General features: G+C 30.0%; 12 protein-coding genes and 3 rRNA genes. 3 read left to right on the top strand and 12 right to left on the bottom strand.

The annotated features are described in order from the left end of the window. The first annotated feature begins 190 nt into the window (after nucleotides 1–190). Entirely contained in the window at nucleotides 191–475 is a 285-nt protein-coding gene (locus AC6I4F_RS03085) for a transposase (RefSeq protein ID WP_497874333.1), read from the top strand. Next, a complete protein-coding gene (locus tag AC6I4F_RS03080) occupies nucleotides 426–965 on the top strand; it encodes an IS1595 family transposase (RefSeq protein ID WP_497874332.1) in 540 nt (179 codons plus the stop codon). Before AC6I4F_RS03085 ends, AC6I4F_RS03080 begins: the two co-directional genes overlap by 50 nt. A gap of 326 nt (nucleotides 966–1,291) precedes the next feature. Here AC6I4F_RS03080 and AC6I4F_RS03075 read toward each other — a convergent pair whose 3' ends face one another. Further along, nucleotides 1,292–2,899 carry a hypothetical protein gene (locus AC6I4F_RS03075; RefSeq protein WP_497874331.1) on the bottom strand — a complete coding sequence of 536 codons (1,608 nt, stop codon included), beginning with the start codon at nucleotides 2,897–2,899 and terminating at the stop codon, nucleotides 1,292–1,294. A gap of 440 nt (nucleotides 2,900–3,339) precedes the next feature. On the opposite strand from AC6I4F_RS03075, the gene AC6I4F_RS03070 reads away from it, so the two are divergent. Beyond that, nucleotides 3,340–3,612 carry a hypothetical protein gene (locus tag AC6I4F_RS03070; protein WP_497874330.1) on the top strand — a complete coding sequence of 91 codons (273 nt, stop codon included), beginning with the start codon at nucleotides 3,340–3,342 and terminating at the stop codon, nucleotides 3,610–3,612. A gap of 588 nt (nucleotides 3,613–4,200) precedes the next feature. On the opposite strand, the gene AC6I4F_RS03065 is transcribed toward AC6I4F_RS03070, so the two are convergent. From AC6I4F_RS03065 to AC6I4F_RS03015, 11 genes are all read right to left on the bottom strand, one after another. Next, nucleotides 4,201–4,347 (bottom strand): hypothetical protein, encoded by a 147-nt coding sequence (locus tag AC6I4F_RS03065; protein ID WP_497874329.1) that lies wholly within the window; start codon nucleotides 4,345–4,347, stop codon nucleotides 4,201–4,203. Nucleotides 4,348–4,364: 17 nt separating this feature from the next. Further along, the gene (locus tag AC6I4F_RS03060; RefSeq protein ID WP_497874328.1) at nucleotides 4,365–4,493 is read right to left on the bottom strand and encodes a hypothetical protein; all 129 of its coding nucleotides are present in this window, start codon (nucleotides 4,491–4,493) and stop codon (nucleotides 4,365–4,367) included. A 304-nt stretch (nucleotides 4,494–4,797) separates the two neighbouring features. After that, a 5S ribosomal RNA gene (gene rrf, locus AC6I4F_RS03055) occupies nucleotides 4,798–4,904 on the bottom strand. Between the two features lie 82 nt (nucleotides 4,905–4,986). Beyond that, nucleotides 4,987–7,924 (bottom strand): 23S ribosomal RNA (locus AC6I4F_RS03050). Between the two features lie 191 nt (nucleotides 7,925–8,115). After that, nucleotides 8,116–9,637, bottom strand: a 16S ribosomal RNA gene (locus AC6I4F_RS03045). Together the 16S, 23S and 5S rRNA genes form the textbook arrangement of a ribosomal RNA operon. 246 nt (nucleotides 9,638–9,883) lie before the next feature. Further along, on the bottom strand, nucleotides 9,884–10,792 hold the full coding sequence (locus AC6I4F_RS03040) for a hypothetical protein (protein WP_497874327.1): 909 nt from the start codon (nucleotides 10,790–10,792) through the stop codon (nucleotides 9,884–9,886). 210 nt (nucleotides 10,793–11,002) lie between these two features. Next, a complete protein-coding gene (locus AC6I4F_RS03035; protein WP_497874649.1) occupies nucleotides 11,003–11,815 on the bottom strand; it encodes a DEAD/DEAH box helicase in 813 nt (270 codons plus the stop codon). A 46-nt stretch (nucleotides 11,816–11,861) separates the two neighbouring features. Then, on the bottom strand, nucleotides 11,862–12,311 hold the full coding sequence (locus AC6I4F_RS03030) for a phospholipase D-like domain-containing protein (protein WP_497874326.1): 450 nt from the start codon (nucleotides 12,309–12,311) through the stop codon (nucleotides 11,862–11,864). 111 nt (nucleotides 12,312–12,422) lie between these two features. Then, nucleotides 12,423–12,809, bottom strand: coding sequence for a hypothetical protein (locus AC6I4F_RS03025; RefSeq protein WP_497874325.1), 387 nt, complete (start codon nucleotides 12,807–12,809; stop codon nucleotides 12,423–12,425). 182 nt (nucleotides 12,810–12,991) lie between these two features. Beyond that, on the bottom strand, nucleotides 12,992–13,168 hold the full coding sequence (rpmF, locus tag AC6I4F_RS03020; protein ID WP_497874324.1) for a 50S ribosomal protein L32: 177 nt from the start codon (nucleotides 13,166–13,168) through the stop codon (nucleotides 12,992–12,994). A 179-nt stretch (nucleotides 13,169–13,347) separates the two neighbouring features. Beyond that, complete coding sequence (locus AC6I4F_RS03015) at nucleotides 13,348–13,587, bottom strand: hypothetical protein (RefSeq protein ID WP_497874323.1); 240 nt, start codon at nucleotides 13,585–13,587, stop codon at nucleotides 13,348–13,350. Nucleotides 13,588–13,727: the final 140 nt, after the last annotated feature.

The following is a 13,727-nucleotide window of genomic DNA, read 5'->3' as shown; positions in this document are numbered from 1 at the left end:
AATTGTAGGGAAGAATATATATTTGTGAAAAGTAAAATTTGAAATTGTATTATTTTTTTAAATATTATTTTGTTATTTTTTCCTCCTTTTTCTTAATATATTTTAGGAAATTATCCCCACATGTACTAGTGTGGAGGAAAAAATGAATTAAAATGAATTCAATAGCGTATTTCAAAATGAAAACGATTGTTTGAAATATATAGCGAAGTTGAAAGTAATGAAATGTATCAGGTGTGCTTCTTCTAGTTTGAATGTTTCTGATTTAAGAAGAATAAGATGTTTGAAATGTCATCAAACATTTAGTATTCTTCATGACACCATTTTTCACAAGTCACAAACACCTTTGACATCTTGGTTTTATCTCATCTTTAGATGAATAAACACAAAGCATGGTATACCATCAATAGATTTTGCAAGGGAATTGGGTGTGACATATAAAACAACTTGAAAAATGGTGTCATGAAATCAGAACTAGAATTTGGAATCAAGATGCAGGGTTCATTGATGATGGCACAGCACAGATAGATGAAATGTATCTTTCACATGTAGGTTTTAAAAAACAAGGAAGATCCTTGTTTTTTAAAACCTTGATTGTTGGAGTTTATGAGAAAACCAGCAACAAACTAATTGTGAAAGTATTGAAAAAAGCAGATGAGAAAAACGTTTTATGATTTGCATTGAAACACATTTCTACTGGGTGTTGTCTATTTATGGATTCTTGGAAGGGATATGGAAGTTTCAAAAACTTCTATCACAAACATGAAATCGTAAATCATGAAGTTGGGTATGTGTCATCAACAGGTGTAAACACAAACCAGATTGAATCTGCATGAAAACATATCCGACGAACTTTCCGAACACACATAAAAGTTTCAAAACACAATATTAATTTATATGCAAAAGAAGCTGCATATAAATTCAATAAGATACCTAGTTTTGAAACTATAATTTTGTGTTTGATTTAGATACATGTGGGGATAATTTCCTAAATAGGCTTTTATCTTCATTTATGTGATAAAATTTAAAAATAGTACATAAAGGGATAAAAGCCATATTTTATTTTAAAATTATATAAAAAATTCTTGTATAGCATATATAGCATACAAGGACTTAAAGTCAAATATAAAATTAAAATCGGCATTACCTAAATATTTTTTAAACATTTATAACTACCATTTTCATTGTAACTCACTAAAAAGAAAAAAAAGTAATAACGTTTTTTACACTTATAATTTTATATCTTTATATAATATATTGTATTTTAACAAGTACTACTTAAAAATAATAAACTTTATTTTAAATATTTCTTTTTACGAATAATAACAACAACTATTGGAATTATAGTTAAAAAACTAATAATGAAGCCACAAATGATAATAATATTTCAATTATTAACTAACATTTTAGTTGTTAATGGTATATTAACATCTCAGGGACGATCTGAATTATTACTTTGTAAATAATTAACATAATTTTGTTTAGTAATATCACCTTGATATTGAATAAATCATGATAAAAACTCACCAGCAGCAATATTTTTTAAATCTTCAATTTTAATACTATTATTAGTAGCACTAGTTAAATATTGTTGAAAACCTGCTAATAAATTATTATTTTTTTCAAAAAAATCAGTACAATTTGGAAAATTAGGTATTTTTATATTGCTTCTATAAACAGTAATATATTGTTCAGAAGCAGCTTGACGTTGTAAGTCAGATGTATCTAAACCTATACAATAAACTTGAAAATTACTTCCTTGATTAAGAGTTAAATTATCACCATCTTTAATAGGTGTTCCTGAATCATTTTTTGCTTTTTGTAAAGTTTGTGAATCAACTTTTCATTTTAGTCAATGTTGTTGTGAATCACTAATATTTACTTTAGCTTTCTCAATAGCTTTATTCATAACTATTAATGTATTTTTATTATCTTGTGAATTATTTTGAACTAAATATTGAGGTGTAATTACAGGATTTTCTTTAACTTTTTCATCACTAATAGTAGTAAATTGAATATTTGAACTATTATTTGTTAACTTAATAGTTTTACTATAGCCACTATCTTTAACACTAACATTAAAACTAGTTGATTTTAAATGATCGTCTGGTTTATGATTTAATATTGCATAACTAATTGAACCATTATCAAAAACTTCATCATTTTTATCATTTATTAATAATTTTTTATTCTTATCATTTTTATTTTTTGCTAAAATAGCTAACATTGGTTGATTAGTATCATTGGGATTACCATTATTAAGTAGTAAAATTGCTAACCGATCTTGAACGCTTTTATGACTATTTAAAAAATCATCGCTTGGTTTAATCATATAAGGAATACTAAAATAATTATTAAAATCTGCCCTAGGATTTACCGTTGCAAAAATACTATTGTTAATCTGTGTTGGTAAACTATTATCATGGTAACCAACATAAACATAACCAAAACTAGCAATATCATTAAAACTTTGTTTAGCAACACTACGACCAATAACTTTATCAGTAAAATATTTAATACCATTATCTGGTAAGATATTATTAGTTTTGTTTTCGATTTGTTCCTTAAATTTCTTATTAACTTCTTTACTAATATCATCATTTGAATTATTATTAACCTTATTAATAAGGTCTGATCAATCATTAAATTGTTCTGTTATTACTTCTTTATGCAATCTAATAAAATCTTCATACTTATTATTAATTGAATTTCAAGTATTGGCTTCACTAATTAAATTTTTATTATTTTCCTTAACAGTAATATGAAACCCAGAAAGTTTGTTACTGTCATTAACAGTACTAATATTAGATTGATGATTAGTAACTATCATTAAACTACTAGTAAGAGATAATGCCAAAGCCAAACTTATTGTTTTAAAACTAAAAGATAAGAAATTTGTCATTATGATTACTCCTTTTTTACCTATTATTTGTGTTTATAATTATAATATTAAATTAAGCATATTTAATTAAATACTTAAAATCTTAGTTTTAATAAAATAAAAATAAGGATATATAATCAATTATTAAACTTTTTGTTAAATCAACATATATAATTTTAATACTTATATAATTACTTATATATTCATTAAAATTATAAGGATAAAAATTATATCCTTAACATTAATAATAAACTTTATTACCAAAAAATCAAGATTAAATAATTAATAAGTTAATTTTTTTTAACTTATTAAGTTTTTTAAATAATCAGTTAGTAAATATTAATAGTGATAAGAAAAAAATTGATATACTAAATAAGTAGCATATTAAATCATAATAAAAAATTAAATTTCCTATCAAAAATTTAATTAAATTTAATTCTAATATAAATAGGAGAAAAAATATGAATTGAAAAAATAGTAGTGAATACCCATTAAAAAAAAGAAATATTATTAAATTTATTTGACGTTTATTTGGTCTACTTATTATTTATTTATTCTTAATTTTTGATTTAATAATTACTATTAATTATCCCAATGCTTTCATTGTTCCTAATGTTGATAAACCAACTGAAAGATTGGCAATTTATTATTTTTATTTTACAACTCAAACTAATTATTTAGTACTCATTTATTTATTTGCTTTTTTATTTGAAAGTAAATTTAAAGAAAATTAAAAACCAATTTTTTATATTTTATTAAGCATTACTATTTATATTACAATTACAATGTTAGTATTTTGAATAGGTATCATTAGTAATAGCCAAGAAAGAAGTAAATATGGAACTGATATTTATTTATGATTTAAAACAATAATTCTAAATCTAATTATGCCAATTGTTATGATTTTAAATTTTGCTTTATCATGTGGACGTGATTTTTATTCACTAAAAAATTATCATAAACTTTATATGTGCTTTATTTTATTTTCTCCTTGTTTTTATGTAGTAATGGTAATGGTTCGTGGTGTATACTACGTGTTAAAAAAGGAGAAAATATTAATACTTGTTATCCTTACTTTTTTTTCAACTACCAAAAATATGGTGTAGGAATATTAGTTACTGCTATTATCTTTCTGTTAATTATTAGTATTGGTTTACAATACTTTTATTTATGAATTAATAACATACAATATAAAAAAAGCATGATGATGATAAACCAAATTTTCCAATCATTACTTATCCTTATGGTTTTAAATTATAAAAAATAAAATAAGGCTTTTAATTTCTAAAGCCTTATTTATAAAATTTATTAAATATTTTTAATTATTCATTTACCATAGAAACTACTTCTTCCGGTTTATTAGTAACCGGAAGATATTTACCAATAATTAATAATACACCTGAAGCAATATTAAGTCCTAAAAAAATAATATTAATACCACTAATAAAATTAAAATTTGATGAAAACATAGTTATTAAAGAAAAACCTAACCTGCTAAAACCAAAGTTACAATTCCAACAGCTAAACCACTATTAGCATTTCCTTTTAAAACATTATTGCACATAATAATTATTGCAATTGAAAATCCAATAGCAATTAAAAGTCCAAAAATCAATCCAACAATAAATATTGTACTAACTCCTGATGTTAATGAAGTGTGATCATATTTTGTAAAACTTTTAAAATGACACTACTTGCTGTTGCTAAAATAATTGTAATAATTACACTTCAAATAATATTTATAATATTTGTTATGAATCTAATTTTAGCTACAATATATAATTTTTTTATCTAATTTCTTTTCAATATTATCCATTTTTTCTCCTTTTTTCTTAAAATCTTTTTTTACATTTTAATACTCTCAATCTTAACATAAAAAAAATTTAAATTTTAAATTAAATACTAACACAAACAAAAAAATTTGGCATCGTGCTATTTTCCCATTGCTGGTATTTTCGCCGCTGGAGTGCTTAACTGCTGTGTTCGAGATGGGAACAGGTGTGACCACTCCGCCATGGACACCAAATAGTTTAGCAATTGCTGCCTAAAAACTAGAAACAGACATCTTTAAATTTGATTACTTTTGATTTGCAATAGAGAATATATTCTTCAATAAATCCTCGATCTATTAGTATCAGTAAGCTGAACATATCACTATGCTTACACACCTGACCTATCAACCTTGTAGTATTCAAGGGATCTTACTTCTTTCGAATGAGAAATCTCATCTTGGAACTGACTTCGCGCTTAGATGCTTTCAGCGCTTATTCATGCCCTACATAGCTACCCAGCTGTGCCACTGGCGTGACAACTGGTGCACCAGAGGTAGGTCCATTCCGGTCCTCTCGTACTAGGAACAGCTTTCCTCAAATTTCTTGCGCCCACGACAGATAGGGACCAAACTGTCTCACGACGTTCTGAACCCAGCTCGCGTACCGCTTTAATGGGCGAACAGCCCAACCCTTGGAAGCGACTACACCTCCAGGATGCGATGAGCCGACATCGAGGTGCCAAACCTCCCCGTCTATATGAACTATTGGGAGAGATTAGCCTGTTATCCCCGGGGTAACTTTTATCCGTTGAGCGACGGCCTTTCCACACAGCACCGCCGGATCACTAAGCCCAACTTTCGTTCCTGCTCGACTTGTATGTCTCGCAGTCAAGCACCCTTTTACCTTTGCGCTCTACATATGATTTCCATTCATATTGAGGGTACCTTTGGGCGCCTCCGTTACTTTTTAGGAGGCGACCGCCCCAGTCAAACTACCCACCAGACACTGTCCTTAGACCAGATTATGGTCTCAAGTTAGAATTTCAATATAGCAAGGGTGGTATCCCAATGGTGACTCCATGCCTACTAGCGTCTGCATATCAACGTCTCCCACCTATGCTGTACAAACTACACCAAAATTCAATATCAAGTTGTAGTAAAGCTCCACGGGGTCTTTCCGTCTAATCGCGGGTAACCTGCATCTTCACAGGTACTAAGATTTCACCGAGTCTATAGCCGAGACAGCATCCGGATCGTTACGCCTTTCGTGCGGGTCAGAACTTACCTGACAAGGAATTTCGCTACCTTAGGACCGTTATAGTTACGGCCGCCGTTCACTGGGGCTTCAGTTCAAAACTTCGCTTACGCTAACAAATCTCTTTAACCTTCCAGCACTGGGCAGGCGTCACCCCCTATACATCGTCTTACGACTTAGCAGAGAGCTGTGTTTTTGCTAAACAGTCGCCCGGACCTCTTCACTGCGACTCATATTGCTATGAGTTCCCCTTCTCGCTAACTTACGGGGTTATTTTGCAGAGTTCCTTAGCTATAGTTATCTCGCTTGCCTTAGGATATTCTCCTTGACCACGTGTGTCCGTTCTCGGTACAGGCACCATGGTGATGTCTTTAGAAACTTTTCTTGGAAGTATGGCATCAAATGCTTCGTTACTAAGCGAACCGTTCACTCCCCATCGTACTTCAAGGTTAACGCTGTGCGGATTTGCCTACACAACCCTCTTTGTACTTAGCCCAGCACTACCAACCACTGGGACATTTTAGCCTTCTCCGTCATTCCATCAGTCACCATGGTGGTACAGGAATATCAACCTGTTATCCATCGACTACGCCTTTCGGCCTCGCCTTAGGTCCTGACTAACCCTGGGTGGACGAACCTAGCCCAGGAAACCTTGGTCAATCGGCATGAAGGATTCTCACCTTCAATCGTTACTCACACCGGCATTCTCACTTCTAAACGCTCCACTAGTCCTTCCGGTCTAACTTCGTCGCAGATTAGAACGCTCCCCTACCGCCCACAATATATGTAAACATATATATAGACCCATAGCTTCGGTACAATGCTTAGCCCCGGTACATTTTCCGCGCAGAATCATTCGACTAGTGAGCTGTTACGCACTCTTTAAAGGATGGCTGCTTCTAAGCCAACCTCCTAGCTGTCTGAACAATTCCACATCGTTTTCCACTTAGCATTGATTTGGGGACCTTAGCTGATGATCTGGGCTGTTTCCCTCACGTCTATGGACCTTATCACCCATAGACTGACTGCCAGATATGTAACAATGGCATTCGAAGTTTAATTGCATTCAGTACCCCGAGGTGGGGCCATCATACATTCAGAGCTTTACCTCCATTGCACTAATTCTGACGCTAGTCCTAAAACTATATCGGGGAGAACCAGCTATCTCCAGGTTCGATTGGAATTTCACCGCTAGCCACAAGTCATCCACGGTCTTTTCAACGAACGTTGGTTCGGTCCTCCATTAACTATTACATTAACTTCAACCTGCTCATGGCTAGATCACCTGGTTTCGGGTCTACGACCACATACTAAACGCCCTATTCAGGCTCGCTTTCACTTCGGCTCCGTCTTTTCAACTTAACCTTGCATGTAATCGTAACTCGCCGGCTCATTCTACAAAAGGCACGCCGTCACCCATTAACGGGCTCCGACTTGTTGTAAGCATATGGTTTCAGAAACTATTTCACTCCCCTCTAGGGGTACTTTTCACCTTTCCCTCACGGTACTGGTTCACTATCGGTAATTGGTTAGTATTTAGCCTTACGCAGTGGTTTGCGCAAATTCCGACAAGGTTTCACGTGCCTCGCCGTACTCAGGATACTATCAAGAGATTTATACATTTCGCATACTGGGCTTTCACCATCTATGGCGTTGCTTCCCAACAACTTCTGCTATATATAAATTTTGTAACTCTTCATAGGTCGAACCTAATAGACAGTCCTATAACCCCAGTCTGACGACTGGTTTAGGCTGTTCCCTTTTCGCTCGCCGCTACTAAGGGAATCGCATTCGCTTTCTTTTCCTCTAGGTACTAAGATGTTTCAATTCTCTAGGTATCACTCTGTACAACTATGAATTTATTGTACAGTACTATCTGATTAAAGATAGTGGGTTTCCCCATTCGGACATCTTCGGATCAAAGCTTATTTCCAGCTCCCCGAAGCTTATCGCAGGTAATCGCGTCCTTCATCGTCTTCCAATTCCAAGGCATCCACCATACGCTCTTAATAATTTATTTTTAGAATATCCTATTGCAAGATAAAAATTATCTTATTTTTTTTTAAAAGATGTCTATTATCCAGTTTTTAAAGAACAATTGCTCAGAGAAAACAATCCCTGAAAACTAAACAGAACAAAAGAAGTAATCCAATAAATCATTCATCTATTTTTTTGTTGTCTTGGTTTCTTATTAGAAACTAAACTCCATAGAAAGGAGGTGATCCATCCCCACCTTCCGGTAGGGATACCTTGTTACGACTTAACCCCAATCATCAACCCTGCCTTTGGCAGCTCCCTCCTTGCAGTTAGGACACCGACTTCTGGCATTGCCAACTCTCGTGGTTTGACGGGCGGTGTGTACAAGACCCGAGAACGTATTCACCGCGACATTGCTGATTCGCGATTACTAGCGATTCCGACTTCATGAAGTCGAGTTGCAGACTTCAATCCGGACTGAGACTGACTTTTTGAGATTTGCTTGACCTCGCGGTTTAGCGACTCTTTGTATCAGCCATTGTAGCACGTGTGTAGCCCAGGTCATAAGGGGCATGATGATTTGACGTCGTCCCCACCTTCCTCTAGCTTACACTAGCAGTCTCCTTAGAGTCCCCAACTTAATGCTGGCAACTAAGGACAAGGGTTGCGTTCGTTGCTGAACTTAACCAAACATCTCACGACACGAACTGACGACAACCATGCACCACCTGTATCCTTATTAACCTCTACTATATCTCTATAGCTTCGCAAGGTATGTCAAGACCTGGTAAGGTTCTTCGCGTTGCTTCGAATTAAACCACATGCTCCACCGCTTGTGCGGGTCCCCGTCAATTCCTTTGAGTTTCACTCTTGCGAGCATACTACTCAGGCGGAGTACTTAATGCGTTAGCTACAGCACTGCCTCATGGCAACACTTAGTACTCATCGTTTACGGCGTGGACTACTAGGGTATCTAATCCTATTTGCTCCCCACGCTTTCGTGCCACAACGTCAGTAATAGGCCAGTTAGCCGCCTTCGCCACTGGTGTTCCTTCATATATCTACGCATTCCACCGCTACACATGAAATTCCACTAACCTCTCCTATACTCTAGTAATGTAGTTTCCAAGGCGGTTAGGGGTTGAGCCCCTAAATTTAACCTCAGACTTGCAAAACCGTCTACGCACGCTTTACGCCCAATAAATCCGGATAACGCTTGCCACCTATGTATTACCGCGGCTGCTGGCACATAGTTAGCCGTGGCTTTCTGGTAAGGTATGGTCGATACTAAAATCATTTCCTATTCTAGCACTTCTTCCCTTACAACAGACCTTTACAATCCGAAGACCTTCATCAGTCACGCGGCATTGCTCCATCAGGCTTTCGCCCATTGTGAAAAATTCCCTACTGCTGCCTTCCGTAGAAGTTTGGGCCGTGTCTCAGTCCCAATGTGGCCGTTCATCCTCTCAGATCGGCTACGCATCGTTACCTTGGTAAGCCATTACCTTACCAACTAGTTAATGCGCCGCATCCTCATCAATTAGCGAAACAAATGCTCCTTTCATTATTTATCATTGCAAATAAATAACATATGCGGTATTAGCTGTCGTTTCCAACAGTTATTCCCCACTAAATGGTAGGTTAGATACGTGTTACTCACCCGTTCGCCACTAAAGTATTGCTACTTTCGTTCGACTTGCATGTATTAGGCATGCCGCCAGCGTTAATCCTGAGCCAGGATCAAACTCTCAATAAAATTGTTTTTTGTTAAAAGATGATGTCTGACTTATTTAATTTTTAATAAAAAATTGACGGATTAATTATTGTTCTATTTAGTTTTCAAAGATTGTTTTTTCTAGTTTGTAACCCATTTATTTTTGGGACAATAACAATAGTACAACATGCCATAATTATTGTCAACCTAATTATCATAAAAAAACATTATTTTTTTAAAATTAAAATCATTAAAATTTTATATAAAGTAAAAAAAATAAAATATTATTTATTCTACTAAAAATTTAATAGTAATATAATCACTCTTAATTGTTAATTGATATTGACCAATACCAATAAAGTCATACAACTTTAAAGCAAGATTTTTAAATTTTTTATTACAATCATTATTTAAAAATAATATTTTTTCAATATTATTATTTTGTAAATCTTTCACTAATTTTGAATTAATCGTTTTATTTTCTGGTATTGATCAGTAATATTCTTTTGTTAATTTATTATAACTAGTTAATTTACTATAATTTGTTCCATAAATATCTGCAAAAATTACTGATTTATTTTCATTAAATGTCAAATGACCCGCTTGAAAGGCAATAATTTTTAAAGGTCCAAGTTTTTTATTAAAATTAACACGATTAATTGTACATAGTGCCTGATGTACAGTAAATGTTGATTGATAAGATAATAAAGGATAATCTTGATTAAAATGTTCATTAAGTAACAATGTTTCATAATCTAGTTTATATTTAAGAATAATTTTTAGTTCATTAACAACTAATTTGTTATTTTCAATGAAATTTGTAACTAAACATGGTATTTCATTAAAATTTGGAAAAATACGATTAAATACTTTATTACTTGTAACCTCATATAATAATGATGCTATTAATAAATTGTCATAATGATAATTAATTAATTCAGTATCTAATTCTTGACTTAATCTTAAATAAAAATAATTAACTATTTGATAATCATTTAAAAATAAGAATTGTTTTAAGATATTTTGATTACGATTAGTATCATTATCATGGGTTTGATAATTTTTTATTTTTTTTGCTATTCGTAAATAAAAATCATTTAAAAAATTATAAAATTCTTGAATTGTCAAATCATAATCAATTAATATTTTAAAAATAGCATTATCATTATAAAGTTGATAATATGATTGAATTAACAAATAAATTTTTTTTCGTGATTGATATCATTGCTTTAAATTAGTTAAAATGACGTTTTGACTTCTTGGTTCTAAAGTAATAGTACATCCATAAGGTAAATTAAAACTATTAGGTAATTGTTTATTAAAATTTATAATATGTGAGTTCGAAAGATTTTTAATAAAAATGGTTATGTCATATTTTTTATCAATATTAGTAATTAAATCATAAACCTATAAACAATGTTTAGTTTCTGTTTTTCTCAATCCTCTTCCTAATTGCTGTAAATATACTGTTTTTGAATTAGTTGGTCGTAATAAAATAATAGTATCAATTTCAGTAATATCAATTCCTTCATTAAAAATATTTACTACACATAAATAATTAATAATTCTATTTTTAAAATCATTAATTATTTTACTACGATTAGTTTGATTTTTACTTGTTAAAAAGTCTGCTTTTAAGCCCTGATTTTGCAAAAATCTAGCAACAATTTGTGCATTAGTAATGTTAATACAAAAAATTAAACAAATCCGATTACTATAAAATCCAATATAGTCATTAATTACATATAATAATAACTTATTTCTTGCTTCAGTATTTAATTTTTTAAATAATTGTTGATCATTATTTAAATCAATAACAGTTAAATCAGCAGTAATGTCATCAATAAAATAATAATCAAATGGTGATAAAAGTTTTTCATTAATTGCATCTCACAATCGTAATTCATGTGCAAACTCATTATCAAAATAATTAATAATGTTTTTATTATCTTCTCGTTCTGGTGTTGCTGTTAAACCAATAATTTGTTTAAAATGAAAATAATTAAAAATTGTCTGAAAAGTTTTGGCAGCCAAATGATGAGCTTCATCAAAAATAATAATATCAAATTGTTGACGTTTAAACTTATTTAGATGTCTATGTACAGTTTGTACTGTTGCAAATAAATATTGTTCTTGAAAATTATTTTGTTTACTATTTAAAATAGTTGCAAATTTTTTATCATTTATTAATTTTCGAAAAGTAATAATTGCTTGTTCAATAATTTCTCTTTGATGTGCTAAAAATAAAATTGAAGGTTTTTGATTATTATTTTCTTTGATTTAATTTATTAATTAAGGCAATTTGAAAATCATAAAGAAAATAATTAGTTGCTAATCATTGTTCATCTTTTTTATTTACAAGCAATCTATTATATTCAATTCGTGATAGTAATTGTAATCGTTGTTGTTCATCATTTAAATCAACTAAATTATCATTTCATAATTTATAATACTGATTTAAAATGTTTTGATATAGTTGCTTATTATCAAATTCATTAATTTTAATATTTCATTCACGACCACTAGCTAAACCTTTTTGTGTTAAATTTGATGAACCAATTATTGCTGAAGAAAAACCTGAATTTCGTTTAAAGATGGCAGCTTTAATATGAATTCTTTCACTACGTTTTTCTAAATTATTTTCAACTTTAACTTTAATATTAGGATACTTTTTTATTATTTTAACTAATGCATATAAATTAACAAATAAAGCCATATCATCAAAAGTAGTAGTAATAAAATTAATAGTAATATTATGACTTAAAGCATAAGCAAATGATGAACGTAACTTATTAATAATTGAATTTGATATAAAAGGATAAATAAATTATACTTCATCACAAGTTCTAATTTCCTGATTTAAATGATTAATTAATGCTTGTTGGTTTTCATTAGTAAATAAATAATTATCACTTAATCTAATATTAGAAGTTAAATGATTATCTATGATATTATCATTTACTTGTAATAAAATGTTATTACTAAATTTATTAGTAGTAAAATTAATTATGATTTGATTTAAAAAATCAATTTTTGCTTCTGGTGATTTAATCGTTTTTAATTTTTCAATTAAAGTATTATTTAGTTGTTTAACTAAATAATGATCAATGTCTTTAATTAATTCATTTTCATCATTAATATGTGATGTTTGGAAATTATTGCTAATATAATCACTAATCTTTAATAATAAATCATAATAGCCCTTATTTTTCATACTCTACACTTCCTAATAAATAGTGTCTATTTTAATTTATTATTAACTATTATAAAATAATTTTGTAAAGTAAAAAACCTCTTATTTATTTAAAATATTATTTTAAATAAATAAGAGGAAGGTAATCTAAGATAAAATATATTCATATTTTATTTTTTTTCTGTTGATGATGTTTTTTCTGCTTATAATGGATTAGTAATACTTACACCTTTGTATGTCTTGCATTTCATACAGGCATGATGTGGTTTAGTAATTGCTCCACAATTTAAACAGTTAGTTGTAGTTGTTGCAGATAAACTATCATGGGCACGACGTGTATTTTTACGCATTTTTGACGTTCTTCTTGCTGGTACTGCCATATTCTGTTGCCTCCTTACTTTCATATCTCATAAATTATATATTGATTTATCAGAAAAATCTATTTTTTTTGATAAGTTTTTCAAATTTTTGGAAATAAAATACTAATAAATCAAATATTTTATTTATTTTTATAAATTTAAAAATATTTTAATTATTTTATAATCCTAAAATAAGTTATTTATAATCGTGTTACATATTTATATTGAAACGAATTGTCTATATTTAAGTCTTTTATATCAATTTCTTTTTTAACTTCAGTTAATTCATTATGTAAGTAGTTAATTTCAGATTTTACTTGCTCAAACATTCTTTCATAAATTTCCAAAATAACATCTTTATTTATATTTTCTAATTGTTTTTCAATATTAATTTCTTTCATAATAACATCAATTAATTGATTTTTTTGTTTTATTAGCAAATTTAATTTTGAAATTTATTTATTTTCATTACTTATATTTTGTCATCTTTTTAATTTAAATTTTATAAAAAAGTTTCTTCTTTTTTTAATATCTAAACTTTCTTTTTTGTATTGTTCTTGTTCAGTATTTGTCATTTAAT

This window comes from Spiroplasma ixodetis, from assembly GCF_059729505.1.
This window is presented reverse-complemented; position numbering and strand designations above follow the sequence as displayed.